The sequence below is a fragment of the Dyadobacter alkalitolerans DSM 23607 genome (assembly GCF_000428845.1).
In the GTDB taxonomy this organism is placed as follows: Bacteria; Bacteroidota; Bacteroidia; order Cytophagales; family Spirosomataceae; genus Dyadobacter; species Dyadobacter alkalitolerans.
This window is the reverse complement of sequence record NZ_AUAS01000002.1, coordinates 472,068-496,456: the sequence shown is the minus strand read 5'-3', so window position 1 is coordinate 496,456 and position 24,389 is coordinate 472,068. Positions and strand designations below refer to the sequence as shown.

The window sequence follows — 24,389 nt, the reverse complement described above, 5'->3', positions numbered from 1 at the left end:
TATGGAAATCCTGTTTGTCAGCCATAAATTCCCCCCGGCGGTCGGCGGAATGGAAAAGCAAAGCTTCGAGCTGGTCACCGGGATGGAGCGTTATTGCCGCGTCCACCGCCTTGTATATGAAGGAAAAGGAAGCCGGTTCATGTTCTTCCTAACGCTGCGGCGCAATATCCTGCGAATCTGCAAAGCGCACCCCGGGATCACCGTTATTCACTTCAATGATGCCCTTATGGCAACATGCTGCCTGCATCACAAAGGTTACAAGCATCTCAAACGCGCAGTTACATTGCATGGGCTCGACGTCGTATTTCCAAGTGAAATATACAGAAAGCGCGTCCTCCCGAAATTCAACCGGTTCGACCTTTTCATCGCAGTAAGCCGGGCCACCGCCGATCAGGCGATTGCATTGGGAATTGATCCTAGTAAGACCATCGTTATCAATAATGGTGTGGATGAAGAGCAGGGAGATGCAATTCAGCATTCAAGAACCATTCAACAAGTGCTGGAACGATACGCCATTCCCGCAGATCGGCATTTGCTGATTGCGGTGGGCAGGGCGGTAAAGCGCAAGGGTTTCTCCTGGTTTATCAGGGAAGTCGTTCCCAGGCTGGATCCCCGCTTTTTTGTGTTACTCATCGGTCCTTTTGATAACCGTCCAGGCTTTTTCGAACGCATATTATCGCTCGTTCCCGGCAAGCTGCGGGAACGGATTATGCTTTTCCTGGGCTTCGGGTCCGATGCGGCAATGATCAGATCTTTATTGAACAATCCTGATTTTACGACATCCGTAAAACATCTGGGCCGCCTGCCTTCCGGGGATAAAAAAGTGATATTACAAGCGTCGGAAGCATTTATTATGCCGAATATCCATATAGATGGTGATATGGAAGGTTTCGGGTTGGTGTGCATTGAAGCAGCCCTGGCGGGAGCACTGGTCCTGGCAGCGGACATGGATGGCATTCCCGATGCCATCCAGCACGGTAAAAATGGCTTTTTGCTTCCAAGTCAAGACGCAAATGCCTGGGCAACGAAGCTCAATGAAATCCTCGCCAATAGGGGAAAGTTCGAGGGGAACAGGCAAGCTTTCCGACAGTATACAGCCGCAAATTACAGTTGGGATAAAATGGTTAGAGCGTATTATAGCGCTTTTGCCAAATGATTGGAACCATATTTTATACCGGTTTTGACTTGCCAGGAGAATCGTGCGCTTACGGGATGGTGGTCGGATAGGGGCAGGCCTTCTTCATTATTGAAGTGATTGTTCAAAAAAGAATAGCTCGTCGCCTGGAGTTCTAACGTTTCGCTGCTGCGGAAGAATATTTTGTCAATCGTTTCGCTGCTGTCGCTCAGATTCAGGATGTTGGCTAAGGGGATCACTTTGGATGCATCCGGCATTTTCCCCCTGTTCTTATGGGTGATCCAAGCATCTTGCAGGCCGTTTTCCTTTGTCAGGATCTGAATATTGTCATAGAAAAAACCATAACGTCCGTTTAAGTCACCCATCAGAACAACCGCATTACCAGCCGAATGTTCGCGGATAAATTTTGAAAGCTGTTTGATATTTTCACGACGTGCCGCAGCGGCAGGCTGCGTATTGTAAGCATTGGAATGAACATTATAAAAATCAATGAAAACATTCAGCGCTACTTGTATCCTGGTGTAGGAAAATCCCTTGGGAGTCAGGCAATCGGCCCCGGTGCAATCATCCCAGTTGACGCGGACAACATTGCTCAAAGGGAATTTCGACAACGTGTTCAGGCCATCGCCAAACGGGACAGCCCCTTTGGTTTCGGTACGGTAGTTGTGGACATCATCGCCATCATACAATTGGGTATGGTAATTAAAATCTTCCTGAACATGCACAATGTCAAAAGCTCGTAATTTCTTGCCAATGGCTTCAATGCTGGCAGCCCTGGGCGTTTTTGCGCTGGAAATGATCGCTGGCAGACCTGCAATGTTGTAGCTGATGACTGAGAACTGTCCGCTGGTTTCATTTTTCATGAAATTGTTCTTTCCCATCTGCAAGTCAATCACGGTCGACCCGTTGGTGCGTTCGGTGCTGTTGCATGTCAACACAAGCACGAAAAGTCCCCACACGCTCAAAAATCTTTTGTTTATGCAATTAGCTGGCATCGTCATTGAATTATTTGATGCCAAATTACACTTGCAGTATGACCTCAATGAAGAGCAGGTGTTATTGAATCGTTAAATCTGTGACAAGCAGGAAAACAAATTGTATTTTTGAAAAAATGTTGATGGCGATCTGTCACAACTGTATGAAGGTCAAGCAAAAATTTAAAGCCGGACTAAGGCATGGATAAGCCCGAAATAGAATCTCTCAAATGAAGGTCTGGTTAGGTTGGGCGTGTTGCCTTTGTTTTATTTTTATATCCGCGTATGTTCACGCGCAATCCCGCAGTCCTTTTGCAGATGCGGAAAGCAGCCGTGAGAGGATCATCAGCGAATACAGCAGGCCCGACTCACTGCTTGTTGCCACAAAAGAGAAGTATAACCAGGCAATTTCTGGGAATAATGATCTCACAGCAGCGGGTTACCTGCAGCAGATCGGCCGCATTCTTTTTCTCTCCGGTCACTATCCGCAATCGCTGGAATATCTGCTCAAAGCAGATAAAATTTACCGGGCCAAAGGCGAGAAAAAACTGCTCGCAGAAAACCTCGCTATGCTCGGCGAGCTTTACTACCGGAACAGGCAATCACCTATTGCCCGAAAGCAATACGACGAAGCGCTTGGCCATTATGAGGAATTGAAAAGCGGGGCGGGCAAGGCAGACATTTTTGGCCGGATAGGGCATTTATATGAAAAGAAGCAGGATTATGACAGTGCTTTTTACTTTCAAAACAAAGCCCTGGAAGCATATCAGCAGGAAAATTTGCGGGAAGGAGTTGCCAAGATCTATGAAAACCTGGGAAGCATTTATGAAGATCTGGAACGCTATGATTCGGCTTATGCCAATTTTGACCGGGCTTACAAGATCAACCGGCAGCAGGGGCATGAGCAGGCGCAGATTGAAGTGCTGAATAATCTGGGTGATGTTTTGCGTAAAACGGGCCAGTATCGGAAAGGGCTTCATTTCAGCTTTCAGGCCATGGAGCTGGCGCGCAGGAAGGATGATTTTTACCAGCTTTCGGGCGCATACAATGATATCGCAAAGGGATACAACTTCCTGAACAAGAATGACAGCGCCTTTTATTACCTGGCATTAAGCCGTGAGTATTTAACCAAAATCTATTCGCAAGAAAGCAACAAGCAGCTCGCACTACTGCAAACGCTCTACGACATTGAGCAAAAAGACAATGAGATTGAACAATTAACACAGGCCAGAAAAGCCGATCTGATGGTCTCAGTCGCTATCGGTGTGGTGGTGGTGCTGGTTATCCTCATTGCAGGGCTGGTCATCAGCAGGCAGCGGCTCAAATTCAGGAACGAGCAAAAGCTGCATGCACAGCACAAACAGTTTCTTGAAGCCAGAAACCAGCTGATGGAAGTGGATTTGCAAAACAAAAAGTTACAGGAAGAAAACCTGACGCAGCAATTGGAGATCAGGACAAAGGAACTCAGCAGCTATACACTGCACGTTATCCGCAAAAACCAGCTGCTTGAAGATCTGCAAACAAAACTCGACGAGCTGGGCAAAGAAGACAAGCGCGACCAGAAAAAGCAGATCCGGCAACTCGCCGAACAGATCCGCCTTGGCCTGAGCGACGACCAGCATTGGGAAGAATTCAGGACGATATTCGAGCAGGTGCACCAGTCCTTTTTCGACCGCTTGCAACAGCAATCAGACTCGCTCACCTCCAACGACCTGCGCGTACTCGCGCTGATGAAGATGAACCATACCTCCGCCGACATTGCAACACTCCTCGGCATTTCTCAGGACAGTCTCCGCGTCATGCGGCACCGCCTTCGCAAAAAGTTAAACATCCAGCAGGGTGATAACATTTCAACCTTCATTCAGTCAATTTAGGACTTCACATTAAGATAACATTGCGGTAACAGAATGTTAATGGTGGAAAATTCATTTTTATTTTTCTGAAAATCAGTGTGTTGTGTACTGGAAATGCACTGTGTTTCCTTTTTGTAACGCCCGTCAGGGCAGCGTTGCTTTTTTGTAACGCCATGCGTTTGGCCAGCTCTTCATTCTTTTATCACCTTCGCATTGTCATCGCCGGACATTTCATTGGCCGCGCCGACAGGATTTAAAATGTCGAATGCGAATTGATATATGCTGATAAAGATTTACACATCCCTGTTGCTTGCAATGCTCTCCTCGTCACTTTTGCAGGCAGGAACTGTTAAAGGAAAATTATTGGAAGCCGCAACCGGCGAACCTGCATTGGGCGTGGTTGTGATGATTGAAGGAACAGACTTTCATGATGTATCCGGACTGGACGGATCTTTTATAATTCCAAACCTGCAAAGCGGTTCCTACCGGCTCATTGTCCGGCATATTTCCTATGCCTTAACCCAGAAGGATTTTACAATTGATGCCAATGAAGTCGTGCACCTGGACCTGTTGCTGCAAACGGCAAGCGATCATGAGCTGCATGAAATTGAGGTTTATGGAAAGAAAGACGGGACAAGCGATCAGTCGGCCAGGTCGCTGGAACGCAATGCAGGGCAAGTAATGAACATTGTCTCCGGCAAGACGATCGAGATTTCGCCAGATCTGACCGTGGCCAATGTGATCCAGCGGATTTCGGGAGTTACTATTGAGCGCAACAGCAATGGTGACGGCCAGCATGCGATCCTGAGAGGCATGGACAAACGTTACAATTATACACTGGTAAACGGAGTGAAAATCCCGAGCCCGGATAATAAATACCGTTATGTGCCGCTGGACATTTTCCCGTCGGATCTGCTGGACAGACTGGAAGTTTACAAAGCATTGACGCCATCGATGGAAGGTGATGCCGTAGGCGGAGCCATTAATATGGTCATGAAAGACGCGCCCGACCATTTCACTGTTTCCGGGACCATTTCGACGGGTTACAATGAGCTTTTTCTGAGACGCGATTTTAAGGGTTACGATTTCAAAAACATTCAATCCAAATCGCCTTATGAGCGGAACGGAAACCAGTATAACGCCACGCCGCAGGATTTTACGAAAGCTCCGGTTGATTATTCGTCTAAATCCCCACTTCCTAATCTGCTCGGCAGCCTGGCCATCGGAAACCGTTTTCTGAACAATAGGCTGGGGGTTTTACTGGCGGGCAGCTATCAGAATACATTCCGCGGAAGCAATAGCCTTTTCTTTAATTCCGAAAGTGTGGATACGCTTCGGGGCGAAACGCTTACAAATATGAGCGAGCGTCAATATTCGGAGCAGCAAACGCGCTATGGGCTTCATTCCAAGATGGATTACCGGATCAATGACAAACACAAAATCCAGTTTTACAATGCATGGATGAGCCTTACCAATGTGCAGGTCAGGGATGTGAAATCGACGCAGCTGACCATTGGCGGTTATGATCCTGTGCTGGGCAATGCAACACTCGGTTATACCACGAGATCGAGGCTGACCAGGCAGCGGATTTTGAACAGCACATTGCAAGGCAAGCATCAGCTTACAGGCCGTTTTGCCGTGCAATGGTCGGCAGTTTATTCCAAGGCAACCAATGAAGTGCCCGATAATGCCAATGTGCCTTTGCTGGGAATCCGTGAGAATTTTATTGAAAAACGGACAACAGTAGGAGACGCTATGAGGCGGTGGGAACACAACACGGATCGCGACTGGTCGGGCTATTTGAATCTCACTTACGCATGGCCGATAGGCAATGTCCGGACCGAATGGTCGGCGGGCGGACTATATCGGGACAAAGCCAGAAGCAATTTTTATAACAATTACCAACTGCGTCCGTCACGCCCATTTGACCAGTTCGGAACCGATTTTACGGATTACACCCAGATCCGGTGGGTTGTACAAAACCCCAGAGGGTCCGTTGCGTCCGCACTGAACTATGATGCAAGCGAGCAGATCAGGGCGGGTTATCTTCAATTTAAAGCGGGCACGGAGACACTGGAAGTGCTGGGTGGCGTCAGGGTAGAGGCAACGGACCAGGGTTACAAGATGCTTTTCCCGATCGGGGAGGAGCGCCCGGAAGGCAAGCAGGTTTACACCGACGTGTTGCCGAGCATTCATTTTAAATACAAAACCAGGGAAAATGTAAACCTCAGGGCATCCTATTTCAGGTCGCTTAACCGCCCCGGGTTTTTCGAGATCGTTCCTTACCGCATTGTACAGGAAGAATATCAGGAACGCGGAAATGCAGATCTGAAAAGGGCGATCGCCGACAACATTGACCTGCGGTACGAGCTTTTCCCAAAGCCTGCGGAGCAACTGATGGTCGGTTTGTTTTACAAACACATCAAAGACCCGATTGAGTACACCCTGCAACGCGATGCAAACCGGGGCCAGGACATTTACTACGCGCCCGGAAACTTTGGAAATGCAACCAATTACGGTCTGGAAGTGGATTATATCAAATATTTCAGGCTCATAGGGATCAAGGCCAACTACACTTATACGCATTCACAGATCACTACCCCGAAATCGAAACGCATCAGGGATGTCAAAGGTGATCTGGCAACGATCAGCGTAGACCAGACCCGCCCGCTCTATGGCCAGTCGGCGCATGTAGGAAATTTGTCGGTGCTGTTAAAGGATGCCGACCGTGGCATTGATGCGCAACTCGCAGGATCGTATACGGGTGACCGTATCAATACAGTAGCGCAGTTTCTGGACAATGATCTTTGGCAAAAAGGCTTCGTACAATTGGATGCTTCTCTGGAAAAAACCTTCAAAAACGGTTTAGGAATATTTATCAAAGCCAATAATCTGCTCAACACACCTATGGAAGTATACATGAAAACGCGGAGTCCGAAGAATGAGGGTGCGCCGGGCCAGGACCTGGGCGAGGGAACATTAATCAGAAGGGATTTTTACCAAAGATCCTATTTGCTAGGAGCGAGAATCAAATTTTAAACAATTCATACAAAACAAAAAAACATGTACACGTTGAAAATGAAACACACAATTCTGGCGGCGGGTTTAGCGATTTTCGCACTAGCCAGCTGCAGTGATGACGATACGGAGCTGACGCCCCTGGTTCCGGTTGTTGAAGAATCAGTTTCGGGAGAAGTTTCCGGTGTCTGGACCAAAGGTGGCACATATAAAATAACCGGCCACATTCAGGTCCCCGCGGGTAAGTCGCTGACCATTGAGGAAGGCGTGACGGTGTTGTTCAGCGATTCGGTTGTGAAACCGGAAGTGGTTGTGCTGGGTAATCTGTATAGCCTGGGTACGGCGGCGGCGCCCGTCATATTTACGGTTCCCGATGCCTGGAAAACGCCGGGTAATCAATTCGGAAATCTTTGGGGCGGACTGGTTGCCGGACCCAACACGACCGAGCTGGTCCTGAGTAACACAATCCTCGAATACGGCGGTGCGGTAACGACAGAAGAGTCTCCATCCGTAAAAGCGGGACTTTACAAAGCCGAGGCGGGCGAGCACGTTCCGGTGGCTTATTTTATGAATATCAATGGTAAATTCATTGTTGTTAACAGCACGATCCGCAATTTCAACGAAGACGGATTCTACATTGAAGGCGGAAAAGTAATCATTGCCAATAACATGTTCTATACCACAGGCGTATCGGGCGGGGATGCGATCAATATCAAGTCCGGGGTGCAGGCAGACGTTGCGTTCAATGTCGTGTATAGTCCCAATACCAATGCATTGAAACTTTCAAACTCTGGTGAGCGCACGCCGCAGGCTTATGTTGTGGGCTATAACAATACGATTGTGAATGCAGGCTGGAGAAGGCCTACGACCAAAGGCGGGTCGATCTGGGTGGAATCGGGTGTTCGGGCGGATTTGTACAATAACCTGCTTGCCAACGACCGCTACGGCATCAAACGCGACGCGGGCGATCCGGAAGATGCGCGCTCGGTAATTGCCAATACATTCTACTACGGTGCAGACCAGACTACAACGAATCAGTTTCAGCCATCGGCCGAGATCGTGAAGGGAGCGAATGACCTTATCTCCGCAAAAGCCGGTGAGAATGATCCTAAGTTTGTGAACTATCCACTGACCACAGCCATGAACAATGCGACGTTCAACACGCAGTGGGACTTTCATTTGCAGGCAGGTTCACCTGCATTGGGCAAAGGAAAAACAGATTTTACACGCTTGTACGCCGAGGGGCTGCTTGTGAACGGTGTTACTTACAAATCTCCCGCGCCAGCAAGCTACGCAGGGGCATTTGGAACAAAATAATCTCAAACCCTCCCGGTGTGCACATTGCAGCATTGGGAGGGCTTCTTTTGCTTTTTTAACTGGAATTTTTGTGAAAGGATTTATCATTTTACTTTTTGGCTGCGGCTCCGTATTAACTTCCTGCGGTGAAAAAAAACAGCTTCATGCCGATCAAGCAGCAGCTGCGGAGGACACGCTTGCCGTCATCAAGCCGCGCTATATAACAGACACCGTTGCCCACGATACCGACGATCCGGCTGTATGGATCAACCCGGCAGATCCCGCGGCGAGCCTCATCATTGGAACAGATAAAGACCAGAATGGCGGCTTGTACGTGTTTGACCTGAAAGGGAAAATGCTGAAAGACAAGACTGTACACGGCTTACAGCGCCCCGATAATGTAGACATCGAGTATGGATTGATGCTCAATGGCAAGAAAACCGACATCGCTGTCACCACCGAACGTTTCACCCACAAGCTCCGGATTTATGCTTTACCGGACATGAAACCCTTGGATGGAGGCGGCATAGCAGTCTTTGAGGGACAGCAGGGTGAAAACCAGCGCGACCTGATGGGGATTGCGCTGTACAAGAATGTTTCAGGAAAAATTTATGCAATTGTCGGCCGGAAATCCGGCCCTACGGACGGCACTTATTTGTGGCAATATTTGCTGGAAGACAATGGTAGGGATAACGTAAAGGCAACATTGGTCCGGAAATTCGGTGCTTATAGCGGGCTGAAAGAAATCGAGGCCATAGCGGTAGATGACAAATTGGGCTATGTGTATTATTCCGATGAAGGCAAAGGTGTGCGGAAATATTACGCCGATCCCGAAAAGGGCAATGCAGAGCTGGCGTTGTTTGCAACAACCGGTTTTACCGAAGACCATGAAGGCATATCCATTTATGAGCTTACAGACAGCACCGGCTACATTCTCGTTTCGGACCAGGGAGCCAACAGTTTCCAGATCTTCCCGCGTGAAGGAGATGCCGTCGATGCCAACAAGCACACCCTTTTGAAAAAAATCACTGTTCTGGCAAACAAAAGCGATGGTTCTGAAACAGTGTCTGTTCCATTGAATGCCGATTTCCCAAAAGGACTTTTTGTCGCTATGAGCGATGATAAGACCTTCCACTTGTACCGCTGGGAGGACATCGCGGGCAGCACGCTTCTGAAAATAAAGTGACTTTCTTCATAACAGAAGTGGCATAGCATATCCGGAATATAATTGTTTCATGTTGGTCAAATAAAAATAGCCGGACAGCAATGTCCGGCTATTTTCGTGTGTCTCAAATTGAGACTTTGTTTATTAGATCAATATCCCGGGTTCTGGTACATTTTGGTTGGGTCCAGTTTGTATTCATCAAATGGGATCGGGTAATAGCGGTCTTTGGGGCCGAAGTTCGATAGTTTGGCAAGACCAAAATTATCCTGGCTTTTGGCCTTGAAATACGCAACGAGTTCATCGGTTGAGAAGAAACGCAGCAGATCAAACCAGCGGTGGTTTTCAAATGCCAGCTCCGCACGGCGCTCGTGAAGGATTGCCAGTTTCAATGTCGGGTATTTGGCGCGGTAAGCGGTGTTACGGATCGATGCTGCGTACAATGGCAACCCGGCGCGTTCCCTTACCTGATCCAGAAAACCGATGGCGGCCGGTTCATTGCCCAGATGCATATTGACTTCCGCCAGCATTAAAATCACATCAGCATAACGAATCAAGATCCAGTCATTTCCTCCAAAACCCTGGTTGGTTGCAGCCGGACTGGCATCCCGGAATTTGGTAATGAAATAATCGCGTACGATCGGGTCGTTGGCAAATTTGATGTTGAAATCCTTTCTTACATCCGCATCCTCATAATCCAACACAAGGTCAGGCGTCACATTGCCACCAGCGCCCGTTGAATTGATCAATGAGTTGATCGTTTCACCTTTTGCCTGATTATTCCGCGCAATGGCAGAAGAAAAATTAATGTCGCCCTGCTTGTTAACCACCTGGAAGATGATTTCAGGCACCGTGGATTTTTTGGCTACATCGAAAACATCCGCATAAGGGATATCTTTTAATGTCGCGAAAGTGCGCAGCTCATAGCAGGCGGTCAGATGGTTTTTTGCTTTGTTCAGGTTCTCCGTCCGCTTTGCCGGGTCCAGTGTGGTCGCCATGGTTAGATACACTTGTCCGAGCAAAGCATTCGCCGCAGCTTTGGTCACTTTCCCTTTGGTAGCAGTTGTCTGGACATTGGGTAATGTGCTGTTGACGGCGTCGGTTAAGTCAGTGACAATCTGCTGGTACACTATATCCTGCTTCTCCCGGAACGTGCTTGCCTGCACTTCGGCAAATGTCAATGGCCGGGTGATCAAGGGCACGTCGCCCCATCTCCGCACCAGGTGGAAGTAGATGAGCGCACGCATGAATTTCGCTTCTGCCTTGTATTTTTCTTTCAGGTCATTGTCCGTGAAATTCACCTTTTCAATCCCCTCCAAAACCTGGTTCGAGCGCGTAATGGTCTGGTATAATGCCAGCCAGTGGCTTTTAAGGTAAGTGTTGCTGGGCAAAAGTGAAAAATCATTGAACTGGAACGGCTCACCCGCGTTCGACTGGTTGTCATTCCGGCCTGTATTGTCCGAACGCTCTTCGCTGTAAAGCGCGCTCGTTTCGCCGATTCCGTTCCCATTGCGCAAAGATTGATAAATGCCATTTACGGCCGCTTCCACTTCGCCGGGCGACTGGTAGAATGATGCATTGGAAACCGCATTGGGGTTTTCAAGGTCAATAAAATCAGTGGAGCAGGAGGTTAGCACGCAAAGTGCGAGCGCAGTAAGGATATGGGAAAATTTATATTTTGTGTCAAACATAGCTGCTGAATTAAAATGTGATACGGGCACCAATGTTGTAGGCGCGGGCAAGTGGATATTTGCCATAATCAACACCCGGCGTCAGGTTGGAACCGTTGTTGTAATCAACTTCCGGGTTATAGCCGAGATATTTGGTCAGGGTAAATGCATTGTCTACTCCCACGTAAATCCGCAGGTTACTGATCGCATTTTTGCTGATCTGGGCAATCTGAGGGAAATTGTAGGCTAATGTCAGGTTTGTACATCTCAGGAAAGAACCGTCCTGCAGGTAGAATGTCGATAACCGCGTGCTGTTGCTTTGCGTGCCTCCGCGTGCAGCGCGATATATTTTTCCATCTCCCGGCTCAGCTTCCGAACGGTAACGGTTCAGCACTTTGGAATACTGGTTACCCGAACCTTCCATATTGAAAATGTAATAATCCTGTCCGTCCAGCACCTGGTTGCCGTAGATCCCGTTGAACGACGAGCTGAAATCGAAATTTTTGTAGCTGGCCGAAATAGCAAATCCGTAAGTGAATTTCGGATGCGGTGTGCCGATCACCTGCTTATCCGCATCATTCACAACCCCGTCACCATTGATATCTTCAAAATAAAGATCACCCGGACGCAGCGGGTTTGTAGAAGCCGTTGAACGCGCAGGGCCTTTCAACACATAACCGGCTGGGAATTTTTGGGTGGATGCATTGTAAGCCGCATTATCCGCTTCCAGGTTCTCCATATCCGCTTCGCGAACCATGCCTTTTACTTTAAACCCATAAAACATACCGATGGGTTGTCCCTGCTGTGTAATGTGCGTTATATAGGAACGCTCAGCGCCTGTCGAAAGGATCGTGTTGGCACCTCCCATATCAAGGACCTTATTGCGGTTTATCGAAAAATTACCGGTGATGTTGAGGTTGAAATCACGTTTCGAGATCACGCGTGCATCGGCCTGGATATCAAACCCGGTGTTCTGCACTTTGGAGTTTTTCAGGTTTGTTAAAATAGTCGACGAGCCGGAAATCGCTGAAAGCGGCTGGTTGAAAAGCAGGTTGTAAGAGCGGCTCAGATAATAGTTGGCAATGATGGAAAGTCTGTCATCAAACAATCCCAGGTCCAGGCCCACATTGTATTGCGAAGTAGATTCCCAGCCCAGATCCTGATCTTTGATCCCCTCGGCCCACAATGCAGTATTCACCGATCCGTTCCCGAAAACCACGCCGCCCGGCGCAGCCATTGTTTGCAGGAAGTTATAGTTACCAATGTTGTTATTCCCGCTCAGTCCCCAGCTTGCACGCAATTTCATTGTGGAAGCTTTGCCCAGTAGGTCATTGTAAAACGGCTCATTCGAAATGTTCCAGCCGGCCGAAACAGATGGGAAGCTTCCCCAACGGTTATTAGGACCGAAACGCGACGATCCGTCGGTGCGGAAAGATGCCGTCAGGTAATATTTGTTATCAAAGTTGTAAACGGCACGGGCCAGATAGGAGAGCAGCGTCCAGTCAGTTTTACCGGTGCCATCTCCTTCGGGGTTACCCGTGTTAAGGCCAAAGTAAATGGCATCTGCGCCTTTCCCGGTAATCTCCTCGATCCGGTCATTCTGGAATCCGCGTGCTGTAACCGAAATCACATCACGGTTATTTTGCTGCGCGGTATAACCTACCAGCCCGTCGAAGCTGTGCTTGCCCCATGCTTTTTTGTAATTAAGGGTAAATTCGGCAAGCTTATCCATGAAGTTTACCGTGCGCGCCACAGCATTTGCGGCCGCAATGGCCTGTGGCGATCCCGGCGGGTTGGCACCCTCGCTCAGGCTGGTTGGACGGTAGAATTCGTATTTTTCGCTGTAAGTCTGTAGGCCCAGGTTAACCTTGAAATTCAGGTCCTTGACGATCTCAAACGTTGCAAAACCGTTGTATGTCCCACGCTGACCGGTTCGGTTAATGTGCGTTTCTGTGGCCAGTGCTACCGGGTTTTCAATGGATTGCAAACCAAACCCCGAGCTCAGCGCCGCCGCCTCATTTTTAGCCAGCGAGCCGTCTTCATTATAGGCTTTGAAAATCGGCATATAAACCAGCGCTCCCAGGATCGGCCCCTGGTTAAAGCGCCCTTCCTGCACTTCACGGTTGGTATTATAGGTAAATGCCAGGTTAGCGCCCACTTTCACTTTCTTGTTCACATCCGCGTCAATGTTCGCCCGGAAATTGGTACGTTCCTGCTTGGTGCTCAGGATAATGCCTTGCTGGGTAAGATGCCCGCCGCTCAGCGCATACCGAAGTCCTTTTTGCCCACCGCTGAAACTGATGTTATGACGGCTTACCGGCGCATTGCGGTAAAGTTCATCCTGCCAGTCTGTGTTATATTTAGGTGTGATCACCCGCTGGTTTGCAAAATCATAAATGTCATTTGGGATACTTACCGACCCTGCACTGCCACCCAGGTTCTTGATCCGGGTCGCATTGTCGTCCGAAAACATCGCATCGTTCCATTGCTTGCCTCCGCTCACCATCAGGTCGCGGTAAGTATTATTACGTCCGTCGATCAGCAATTGGGCGAAATCAGACGAATTGAGCATATCCACTTTCTTGGCCAGCTGATGCACCCCGAACTGGTAGTCATATTCCAGCTTCCCTTTGCCTTCTTTCCCGCGCTTCGTTGTAATCAGGACAACGCCGCCTGCTGCACGCGAGCCGTAAATGGCTGCGGACGCAGCATCTTTCAGAATATCAATCGATTCAATGTCATTGGGATTGATAAACACATCATTACCAGCAGGATAGCCATCAACAACATAAAGCGGATCTGAACTCGCATTGATAGAGCCAACGCCCCGTACACGGATTTTGGTGCCGACATAGGGCGCACCGCTCACTTGCGAAATCTGCACACCAGCCACTTTCCCGACCAGGGCCTGCCCCACGGTCGGCGTAGTCAGGTTCAACTCTTTTGCCTTTACACTCGAAACTGCACCTGTCAGATCGCTTTTTCTGAGCGTCTGGTAACCCACCGCCACAACCTCGTCGAGCATCATTGCATCCTGCTTCAATTGTATATTCAGCGGTTTTTCGTCCGAAATCACCACTTCATGCGCAAGGAACCCGACGAATGAAAACACCAGGGTAGAACCCACAGCGGCCTCGATTACAAATTCTCCGTTCACATCCGTAACCGCACCGCGGCTGCTGTTTCCCTTTTCAATCACCGTCACACCCAGCAAAGGATCTCCGTTGTCGTCAAGCACACGGCCAGTCACCCGGATTTTCGGGGCCTGGGTCCCGGCTTCCAAGTTGGAGTCATGGCGCTTTGCTCCGGCCGCCCCTGCGGGGCTGAATGCACTGAAAACCAGAGAACCAGCAATTACCACATGGACAATGGGTAAAAGTAGTTTTTTCATAAAATGATTATAATTTAATTTTAACAAGAAGACACTTTTGGTTTTTTGCTGTTTGAAACAAAAAAAGCGCCCCATAAGGGCGCAAAAGTAACTTTCCCGTGTTAAGCCACGAGGAGATAAATGTTAAGGTAATGTGAATTTTACAAGGCAGACTAAGCCCTGGCGACCCCGGTCATATCAAGCATAAAATGGTGCAGCTCGGTGTTTTTGACAAAAGGTTTAAGGGTTTCGCTTCCCGGTCCGAACATCGCCAGTTCCACGTAATCCGCAGAATGATCCATTCCGGCCCAGCCTATTCCGGTATAATGTGTCTGGATTCCAGCCAACTCCCGGAAGAGCGGTTTGTTGGCAATGTATAGGCCCGACTCATTCTTGTTTCCGAACCGCGCCAGGATTTTTTCGGCTTCGGATTGCTTGATGGCATAACCCTGTGCAAATTCGATTCGCTCGATGAGCTGCGCCGCTGTGGGCACTTTATCGAGCTCACCCAGTATCCAGTTGTTGGTATGTTTAAACTTTTGCAGCAGATCAAACTGCTTGTCGCTGCCGAAAAGACCCGGGTTTGCATTGCCATGATCTGTGGTAATGATCACGAGCGTTTCTTTGTCTTTTGCAGCAAAATCCAATGCTACCTGCACCGCCTGGTCAAACGCGACCTGGTCATACAGCAAACCGCCCGCATCATTGGAATGTGCCGCCCAGTCCACTTTTCCTCCTTCGATCTGAACCGCAAATCCCTTTGGGTTTTTTGATAAAAGATCAAGCGTTTTTTGCGTCATTTCGGCCAATGTCGGAACAGCTTTTTGCAGCCGTTCGTCCTGGAATGTATCCAGCGAATAGGGAAGCGCGCCCTCGCAGTACACACCCATGACCGGTTTTCGTACATTGTTGAGGCCAAGCATTGCATCGCGGCTGCGCGCTACCGTATAACCGGCTTTCTCGTAGGCCGCAAAAAGGTCCGTTTTGTCCTTCCGTTTTTCAGCAGAAAAAAACTCGGCGCCACCACCCATCATCACGTCGAATTTCAGGTCCAGATATTGATCTGCAATTTCCGACTCATCACCGCGAGACTTATTATTGATGCAAAATCCGGCAGGGGTGGCATGCGTGATCGTCACCGATGTTACGCAGCCAACCGATTTTCCCGCCTCTTTAAATTTTTGTAAAATTGGTTTGTTAAAAGTCCCGTCTGCATTCACGTTCAGGTTTCCATTCGGGACTTTTTTCCCGCCGCCCCACGCCGAGCTTCCGGCCGCAGAATCGGTGACGAGTGCATTGGAAGAAGAGGTTTCCATGAACCCCCGGCGACCGGTTTGTTCGGCATACAGCTTCATCCAGCTGCTCATGCGCCCTTCTTTCCGGTTGAGTAACAGGTCCGCCATGTTCAGCGTCCCCGTGCTCATGCCGTCACTGACCATGAAAATGATATTCTTTGCACCCTGTTTTCCTTTGGAAAATGTTTTGGCGTCGCTTCGTTCTCCAAAAAGCGTCATGTGCCCGGCAAGGAGCCCGGCAGAACCGTTTGTAAAAAAGTCCCTTCTGTTCATTTGAGGCTCGGTATATTCAGTTTTAGCTTACCGCAAAACTAGTCGAGCGCGTATTATCGTCAGGTTAAGTTGTGGGCCGGGATATGAAGAAAGTGTTATCAGTTAGACTTGTTTCTTTCTGTTTTGGTAAAATCAAAATACTTGTAGTTGCCTAATACGGACATTTCAAGCTGTAACTTGTAAGTGCCCCAATCATACTTCGCCTCGGCTGTTATTACTTGCTTTTTGGCATTGTTGCTAGCTGCTTTCTGGTTTTGCAAAAACTCCGATAATGCGCGGCCGTCCATTTGTGACGGGGCTTTGAGGCCATAAAGGGCGAGCACCGTTGGCGCTATGTCAATGTTTGAAGTCGGGAGCTCGCTGGTAAATGCATTTTTAAAGTCGGGGCCATCAGCAAAAAAAGCAATGTTGATCTCATAGGGGCTCGATCCGCCGTGCCCGGCAACACCTCCTGAAAAGTCGGTTCCGGCAAAGCCTTTATCATTTTTATCGTCGTTCCAGTTTGGTGCCACGAGGATGTCGCCGGAACGCGTCGGGTGATTGTAGTGAATGGCGTCAAAGGACAACGTTCCCTTTACCGAGCCGGTCATATCCCCTTTCTTTTTAGGTTTGGTAAAAACCGCGCCGATCCAGTCCGTTTTGTGCATTAAGGCTACGATTTTTTCGATCTGGTTTTTATCGTGGTTTTTTACGTAAATAGCTCCCTCTGCAATCACCACGTCATCAGATTCTTTGTCCTTTTTCAAACCCTCCGCAATGAGCAGGTCCGTTATGTCCTGCTTGCCCGTGTGGGTCACAAAACCATGATCGGTTGAGATCAGCAGATTGTATTTTTCCCTTAATCCCCTGCTTGAAAGCGAATCCAGGATGCGGCCAAACTGCGCGTCGACATACTTGATCGCCGCCACCGCCTGTTCTGAGCCTATCCCGTAACGGTGCGCAGCGCCATCGGGATCTGAGAACCAGATTGCACTTACGAGCGGGCCGTCATTTTTCAAGCCATAGTGCAGCAATGCGTCCGCGATCCATTTGTGTTTGATAAAAACATCGCCCGTTCCTTTGGGCATAGGCCCAATGTCGGCCATCACCTGCGCCTTAAACGATTCCGGCAGGATCAATTCCTGATTGATAATCGCGCCCTTACCGACTTTATGGTTCTGCAAAAAAGCCTGTCCCGTGGTTCCTGAGCTGAAAACCATCATTTTGCCACCGGCTGCTTCCAGCACTTCACCCAGTGAAACTGCCGTCAGCAGACGACCATTCTCTGAATCCTGCGCTCTCATAAGATCCGGGTAAGTTGTGCCGATCGCCTTATTAGGACTCACTTTCGGAAAGTAAACGGCGTTGCCGAGAAGTCCGTGCGTGCCAGGATAGGACCCTGTCGCATAGGACGATGAATTTACGCGCGTTACCGTCGGAAATACGCTGTGATGGTTTTTTCCGTACGAAGCTTTTTGTTTAAATGCATATAAATTAGGCATTTGCTCCTCCGTAATGTAGTCCGGACGAAGGCCATCGAAGAACACGATGAGCGTTTTGTTCTTGCCGTCCAAAGACTTTTCCGCAGCGGGATTTTGCGCTTGTGCGATAGGGGCAGCGAAGGCAGTCCAAACTATCAGGACTGCCCGGGCGGTGGTTATATTTCTGAAAATCATATAGTAATGAAAATAAACGGATTTGAAAAACTACTTATCCCACCACACTTTAATGTCGCTGTCGTCACCGCCCATGGAAGCCACGGCTCCGGCCAGGGCCTCGGGGTTAAGCGATTGCAGATAAGTAGGATAGGGGACGCGGGAAGGGAATGTGTTTTCCGCCGGGATGCCCGCGCCACGTGGCAGCACGGGATAGCCGGTCCTTCGTTTTTCAAACCATGATTGATAATCCACAAAAAAGAACGCATAATACTTTTGCAGCATGATTTGCTCCAATTGTTTTTCCGGGGAGGCCGTGCCGTTGAAGGCAATGCCCGGCTGGGCAGCAAAACCTGCCGGAACGGTCACACCCCATTGCGCCATAGAGGCGGCAATGCCCGATTCATAATGCTGTCCGGCAGTGGAGCCGGTTTTGAAACCTTTCAATGCGAGCTCCGCCTTGATGAATTCGACTTCGGCCCAGGTCATCATCACGCCAAGTTGCGGCAATGTCTTCAATGCATCCGAATAACTGGAATTGCTTCCCACGGCATATTCCAACGTGGTAGGATAGCCACTTTCAATGCCACGGAACACATTCTCACTCCCCGATTTAACCTGGGTTGCCCATGCTGCACGACGCGGATCGCCGAGGTCGTTCATGCGGTCCATGAAAAATTTGGTATAATACACGCCGTCACGCCAGTCCACCTGGCGCGCGTTGTAAAACGGGTTGAAAAACGGAAATGTGCCTGGATAACGGAAGATGGCTTCGTCCGAACTGGCCGTAAATACAGGGTTTGCAGCCGGATCTGCCAGAATAGCGGTAAGCTGTTCCTTCACATTCACTTCGCCTTCACGCTTCGAAATGCGGAGCAGTAACCGTAATCTGAGCGAGTTGCAGAACTTCTTCCATTTAAGAATCCCTGGATTTTTTCCGCCCGACAATGCATTGGCATTATAAAGCATATCACCACCGTAAGTAAGCGCTTTCGTGTCGTCCAACAGTGTGTTGGCCGTTTCCAGGTTCTTCAATAACTGAATGTAAATGTCCTTTTGTTTGTCAAAGGTCGGCTTAAAATTGCCTTCGATGGCTTTGGTGGCCTGCGAATATGGCACGTCGCCGTAAAGATCGGTCAGGATGGAATAGGCCCAGCTTTTGTAAATCAGCGAAATGGCCTTGTAATTATTTTCATTCAAACGATCCGCGATCAGGTAAATGTCCTCAATATCATTCAGATACGTGTAAAAGTTGTTCCAAACGCCGCTTCCGGGATTTACAATGTAGCGGTGCAAACCCCCTCCGCCGGCACTGGCCCGCGGCGCGTCCACCTGCATGAGCTCATGCGTAAAATTCCGGCTGGCATTCACCGTGCTGTTCACGATCTGGTATTGCAATTGCCCCAGCATCACACCCGGCGTTATCTCTTTCGGGCGATTCGGGTCCGTATTGAGCTCTTCGAAATTGTTGGTGCAGGATCCAAATAGCGTTAGGATTAGCAAAAAGGGAATATATGCTTTTTTAAACATGGTTTCTTTGGATTAGAATTTCAGGGTAAGGTTCATTCCCATAGTCCTGGTGGAAGGGAATTGGGCCAGTTCTACGCCGGGCGTCAGGGTGCCATTGTTCAGGTTTCCGCCCTCAGGATCGAAGCCGGGAAATTTGGTAAAATTGAAAAGGTCCCTGCCGAAAACAGCCAGACTGGTCTGGCGTACGCCGATTTTAGAAAGAAGTGCCTGCGGCAGATTAAACTCAACCCTTAGCTCACGGATTTTCAGGAAAGAAGCGTCGAAAATGTTGGTTTCGGCATTTGCGATCTGGTAATAGTTGTCGTAATAGGAGCTGGCGGGCACTTTTACGGTGTTAGGCGTAAAACTTCCGTCCGGCTGTTTCACCACTCCCTGGCCAATGATCCCATCTTCGCGGCCCGGTAATGTGACCTTTGTTTTGCCGAGTGTATTGTTTTTGTGGGAGGTTTGCGAGAACATATCTCCGCCCATTTGACCGTCGAGCAGCAGGCTTACACGCACATTGCGGATCGTAAATTCATTGGAAAAACTCGCTTTCCAGTCTGCAAATGCATTCCCCCATTTTTTGGCCGTTGGGTCCAGGGCGGCAGGCAGCCCCACCGAAGAATAAATGATCTGGCCATCCGGTGCGCGCTGGAAGCCGCGCCCGTACATATCGCCCATCAGACCGCCCACGCGCGCCTCTATGCTCACATTGGTGTTATGCGCATAAATGACCTGGTTGGTAATGCCCGAAGCAAGCTCTTTTACATAACTTCTGTTTCTTGACCAGAGTAATGTTGTGTTCCAGCTGAAATTCCTGGATGTAACGGGCTTACCCGTCAGCTTGATCTCCACGCCGCGGCTGTTGATAAGCCCTGCATTGATCAACGCATTGTTATATCCTGAAACCGGGTCCAAAGGAATGGCCAGGATCTGGTTGCGGCTGTTGTTGTTATAGTAAGCCACATCCAGACCCACCAGGTTTTTAAGCAGGCGGATATCCAGGCCAAACTCATAGCTGGCCGTGATCTCAGGTTTCAGGTCAGCATTGAAAAGGGTGTTGGAATTGGTAAAGCTGTTTCCGTAGATCCGGTCGTAATAGCGGGCCGTCTGATACGGACGCGTATCGTTTCCGACCTGTGCCCATGAAGCCCGGAATTTGGCAAACGAGATCGCACGCGGCAAGGCAAAAAGCTCATTCAGCAAAAAGCTGGAACTCACGGAAGGATAAAAGAAGGAGTTGTTGCCATAAGGCAATGTGCTCGACCAGTCATTGCGGCCCGTTACGTCCAAGAATATTTTTTCGTCCCACGAAAACTGTGTCGCGGCGTAAATGCTGTTGATGGCCTTTTTGGTTTTCAAAGGATCAGCCACAGCCTGGTCCAGGCTGTTGGAAATCTGGTAAATGCCGGGCTGTGCAAGCTGGTCGGCATACATTCCGGCAAAGTCGTACGACTGCCGCATGGCGTTACCTCCCGCCGAAGCCGTAACGTCGATGAGGTTGGCGATTTTGTCTTTATAATTTAATAAAAAGTCTGTGTTGGACTCGTAGGTGAATACATTCTGCTCGCGATACATGCCACGCGGGTAGCGCGTCATGCTGAACGGGCGCTGCTGCGAACGGAACTCAAAAGCCATATCCAAGCCCGTGCGCACCATAAGATCGAGTTTCGGAGAGATCTCATAGTTGGCCGACACATTGCCAATGAACCCGTGCTTGTTCATCTTATTCAGCATTTCATACATGCCCAGGTAAGGGTTATCGGGCGTAGGGTTGAACGGGCTTCTTTGTTTCACATTTTCCAAACCTGGCTCCCAGTAAGGCTTAAACCATTCGGGCTTAATGTTCGGCGTCGTTCCCAGGATCAGGAAATACATGAGCGACTGGTTGTTATAGCCGGCCATAGGCAGATTGCCGCTTTTCTTGTTGGTATAGTTTGCCTTCCCGTTGATTTTCAGTCTATTCGAAACTTTTTGGTTGACAGAAAGTGCCGCATTAATCCTTTCAAAGCCTGTGTTAGGGATAATCCATTTATTTTTCAAATGCGTCAGAGACAAGCGCGCAGAACCGTTTTCTCCACCGCCTTCAACAGAAATACTATTTGAAAACGTAGTCCCTGTCTGGAAAAATCCTGAGATGTAGTCTTTGTTGGCAACCCAAGGCGTGCGGACCGTCGGGCGACCGTCCGGTGCATCGGGGTTATACTGGTAATACATCTGGCCGTTGAACTTGGGGCCCCAGGCACGCCCGGCTGCCACTGTGGTTGCGGTGTTGGGGCCGTCTTCGCTGTCGAGATATGAAAAATAAGCGCCGCTTCTTCCTTCTCCATATTCAAACTGGTAGTCGGGATAGCGATTGATCTGTTCAAAACTGAAATTGGAATTCACCGTTACCCCAATGCCCCTGTCCTGACGAACGCCGGACTTGGTGGTAATAATAATGGCCCCGCCTGCGGCACGGCTTCCGTACAATGCCGTAGCGCCCGGGCCTTTCAGCACGGTTACTTTTTCGATATCATCGGGATTAATGTCCGACAAGCTCGACCCGTAATCCACCGGACTGTCGGCAGAAAGGTGCGAATTAAAGCCTGTTCCTGTAATGCGGCTGCTGACAGGCACACCATCCACCACGATCAAAGCCTGGTTGTTATCCAGGTTCAGCGACGACTCTCCCCGCAATGTTATGCGTGCAGAGCCCATAGGTCCCGCGCCTGCACCCTGAATGTTCAGCCCGGCCACTTTCCCGGACAATGTATTGACCCAGTTGTTGGATTTGGCATCCTTTACTGCATTTTCATTAATAGTCTGCGCGGCAAAACCCAGTGATTTTTCTTCACGTTTGATGCCCAAAGCCGTAACAACCACCTCATTAAGCAGCTTGTTGTCCTCTTTTAATGTAATGTTCAGCACGCTCCGGTTGCCGATTGTATGTTCCTCCGAAAGAAAACCAATGGCAGAAAAAATAAAAGTGGCGCTGGTCGACGGCGCTGAGAGCGTATAGGCACCATTGCCATCCGTTGTCGTTCCCGAATTACTGCCTTTGATAAGGATGCTTACACCCGGAAGTGCTTCACCCGTAGCGGCGGTTACCTTACCGGTGACGGTGACAGCTTGTGCGGATGTTTGCAGCGACATGCCGCATCCGACGAGCAATGCAACGATTGCTTGTAGTAAATGTTGTTTCATTAGTAATAGGGGTTAAGTGAGCGCCGGATGCGGGGTTTGCGCCGGTCGTTTTTTAAAACCCCAAAGGTATCTCTCTCAGGTGCAGCAGATTGTTAAGCGCAGGTTATGGATTTGTTATGAAAAAGTTGACTGGTGATCTCGTTTCCAAACTTTTACATCATGTCTGCAAAACCAGGCAGAGCAGAACGTCATATTTTACACCACTTGCGGAAGGCCAGGAGCGAGAACAGCAAACCGCAGGCGGAGATCAGTAGGAGGGGTATTTTGTATAAAATCAATAAGGTAATCGCTATAAATCCAAAGAGAAACACCTGGAATGCATTTTCAGCCAATCCTGATCTTTTGTAAATATATAAATGCGAAACGATGACGATAGCTGCGCCCAGCATGTACAGCTGCAACACCGCTGAAAAGCCAAGGCCTCCATGGCGGAGCATCACGAGCGTTTCCGGCACGATAAGCACCAAATGCGGAATGACTATACTGACCCAGCGTTTTGGGGGCGAAGCGGGCAACGACCTTCCCCAAAGCCAGATCCCACTTTCCCATTTATACAATTCCAATGAAATGCCCAGATTGAGCAGATAGGCAAGCGACATGCCCACAGCCGGCATTCTAATGTCGTATTCGCCCGAGCTGTAATAAAGCATCGTTCCCGCTGCTACCAGCATTGCTCCCGTTTTTCCCACCAGGAGGGTGATGCCACGCTCCCGCAAAAGCCACTCCATCGACCAATATAGCGGTGATGCAGCCCTCGGGAAAGGCCATTGTATGATTTGTTTTTGTTTGACCGGCACATACAAAACCGGCTTCCTGATGCGCCACTCCGCTGCGATAACCAGCATGACTATCAAAACGATGTAAAACGGAATCACCGGCCACAGGCGGGTTGTCAGCTCGTCCTGAATGGCAATGACGAGCAGGTAAATGCCATAATAGAGAATAGGTTGTAGCAAGCTCAAAGCCTGTATCGTGAACCTCCGCGTGCGAACGAAGGCAGGCCACGTGCGGACGTGATAAATGAACTTGTATTCCGGCAATTTCCAGGTGCTGATCAAAAATTGAGCGCATACTAGGCTGTAAATCAGCCAGATCGAAAAAAGTGCAAGCATTCCGTATGTGCCGCCGGTCAGGAAGAAAACGGCGAAAGCGTGGTGTTCATTGGCACTCAGAAAGCCGAATAGCACGCCTAACAGTACCAGGAACGTTCCGGCGCGCTGCCTGAAAAATACTGAGACCGTGGAGACCAGCAGCATTTTCATAGTGCAGTGGTCGCGATGAGCGTTTTGTCCTTTAACCGGAAACTTTGGGAAACATGCAACCCTTCCTGCTCGAACAGCTGATGCGATGACAGCAGGAAAGTGACGCCGTTGCGGTCATATTCCTTAATCAGTTCGAAAAGCACTTCCCGCGCTTCCCGGTCGATGGTGATCAGCGGCTCGTCGAGAATAATAACGGCAGGGTTTCCCAGAAATGCGAGCAGTAGGGATACCTTTTTCACCATCCCGCTGGAACAGCTGCCGAATGGATTTTGTAAATAGTTAATCCCAAATGCTTCAATGAGCTTTTCACTTTGCTCCCGCGGGGCGCGCTGCGCTTCGGCGACGAAAGCGATCAGGTCTGCGGGTGTAAGAAAAGAAGGATAAAGCGGCTCTGCTTCGCCGAGGTTCAGACGGAGGCGGTATTCAACGGGATCTTTTTTCTGGTCGTACTTGCCGTCCAGTGTAATGCTTCCGTCAAACGGCAACATGCCGGCCAGCGTCCTGAAAAGCGTTGACTTTCCTGCGCCGTTCTCACCTTGTATCCAATAAATTCCCTTTTCAATTGAAAATGACGGGATCGAAAGAATTTCGCGCTCGCCATAACGCTGTCTGAGCTGCCTGATTTCTAAAACCATTGTAAAACAAATTTAAGGAATTCTAACTTTGCATCGCTCAAAGGGTTGTTTTGGGCAGGCAAAATACGAAAGGATCTTTTTGTAGTCCATCATCAGCGGAGCAACCGGCTGGAA

14 protein-coding genes are annotated in these 24,389 nt (G+C 49.3%); 5 read left to right on the top strand and 9 right to left on the bottom strand.

Annotated elements, in window-relative coordinates; all coding sequences use genetic code 11:
• Position 1 precedes the first annotated feature (1 nt).
• On the top strand, positions 2-1,156 hold the full coding sequence (locus tag G395_RS0105205; protein ID WP_026629099.1) for a glycosyltransferase family 4 protein: 1,155 nt from the start codon (positions 2-4) through the stop codon (positions 1,154-1,156).
• Here the strand turns inward: G395_RS0105205 and G395_RS28630 are convergent.
• Positions 1,135-2,094: an exonuclease/endonuclease/phosphatase family protein gene (locus G395_RS28630; protein WP_229204021.1), complete on the bottom strand. Its 960-nt coding sequence runs from the start codon at positions 2,092-2,094 to the stop codon at positions 1,135-1,137. The two genes, G395_RS0105205 and G395_RS28630, sit on opposite strands and share 22 nt — an antisense overlap.
• Positions 2,095-2,339: 245 nt before the next feature.
• On the opposite strand from G395_RS28630, the gene G395_RS28620 reads away from it, so the two are divergent.
• The 4 genes from G395_RS28620 (at position 2,340) to G395_RS0105180 (ending at position 9,462) form a co-directional block, all read left to right on the top strand.
• Positions 2,340-3,983: a tetratricopeptide repeat protein gene (locus G395_RS28620; RefSeq protein WP_051350000.1), complete on the top strand. Its 1,644-nt coding sequence runs from the start codon at positions 2,340-2,342 to the stop codon at positions 3,981-3,983.
• A 258-nt stretch (positions 3,984-4,241) separates the two neighbouring features.
• On the top strand, positions 4,242-7,001 hold the full coding sequence (locus tag G395_RS0105190; protein WP_035360407.1) for a TonB-dependent receptor: 2,760 nt from the start codon (positions 4,242-4,244) through the stop codon (positions 6,999-7,001).
• Positions 7,002-7,040: 39 nt separating this feature from the next.
• Positions 7,041-8,297 (top strand): beta-helix domain-containing protein, encoded by a 1,257-nt coding sequence (locus tag G395_RS0105185; RefSeq protein ID WP_026629097.1) that lies wholly within the window; start codon positions 7,041-7,043, stop codon positions 8,295-8,297.
• A gap of 70 nt (positions 8,298-8,367) precedes the next feature.
• The gene (locus G395_RS0105180) at positions 8,368-9,462 is read left to right on the top strand and encodes a phytase (protein ID WP_026629096.1); all 1,095 of its coding nucleotides are present in this window, start codon (positions 8,368-8,370) and stop codon (positions 9,460-9,462) included.
• A 128-nt stretch (positions 9,463-9,590) separates the two neighbouring features.
• Here G395_RS0105180 and G395_RS0105175 read toward each other — a convergent pair whose 3' ends face one another.
• The 8 genes from G395_RS0105175 to G395_RS0105140 form a co-directional block, all read right to left on the bottom strand.
• On the bottom strand, positions 9,591-11,129 hold the full coding sequence (locus G395_RS0105175) for a RagB/SusD family nutrient uptake outer membrane protein (protein WP_051349999.1): 1,539 nt from the start codon (positions 11,127-11,129) through the stop codon (positions 9,591-9,593).
• Positions 11,130-11,139: 10 nt separating this feature from the next.
• Complete coding sequence (locus G395_RS0105170; protein WP_026629094.1) at positions 11,140-14,499, bottom strand: SusC/RagA family TonB-linked outer membrane protein; 3,360 nt, start codon at positions 14,497-14,499, stop codon at positions 11,140-11,142.
• Positions 14,500-14,651: 152 nt separating this feature from the next.
• Complete coding sequence (locus G395_RS0105165; protein ID WP_026629093.1) at positions 14,652-16,046, bottom strand: alkaline phosphatase; 1,395 nt, start codon at positions 16,044-16,046, stop codon at positions 14,652-14,654.
• Between the two features lie 98 nt (positions 16,047-16,144).
• Entirely contained in the window at positions 16,145-17,701 is a 1,557-nt protein-coding gene (locus tag G395_RS28615) for an alkaline phosphatase family protein (RefSeq protein WP_051349998.1), read from the bottom strand.
• 30 nt (positions 17,702-17,731) lie between these two features.
• On the bottom strand, positions 17,732-19,210 hold the full coding sequence (locus G395_RS0105155; protein ID WP_035360406.1) for a SusD/RagB family nutrient-binding outer membrane lipoprotein: 1,479 nt from the start codon (positions 19,208-19,210) through the stop codon (positions 17,732-17,734).
• A 12-nt stretch (positions 19,211-19,222) separates the two neighbouring features.
• The gene (locus G395_RS0105150; RefSeq protein ID WP_026629091.1) at positions 19,223-22,378 is read right to left on the bottom strand and encodes a SusC/RagA family TonB-linked outer membrane protein; all 3,156 of its coding nucleotides are present in this window, start codon (positions 22,376-22,378) and stop codon (positions 19,223-19,225) included.
• Between the two features lie 188 nt (positions 22,379-22,566).
• The gene (locus G395_RS0105145; protein WP_026629090.1) at positions 22,567-23,640 is read right to left on the bottom strand and encodes a hypothetical protein; all 1,074 of its coding nucleotides are present in this window, start codon (positions 23,638-23,640) and stop codon (positions 22,567-22,569) included.
• Positions 23,637-24,275, bottom strand: coding sequence for an ABC transporter ATP-binding protein (locus G395_RS0105140; protein ID WP_026629089.1), 639 nt, complete (start codon positions 24,273-24,275; stop codon positions 23,637-23,639). The genes G395_RS0105145 and G395_RS0105140 overlap by 4 nt, the downstream gene beginning before the upstream one ends.
• Positions 24,276-24,389: the final 114 nt, after the last annotated feature.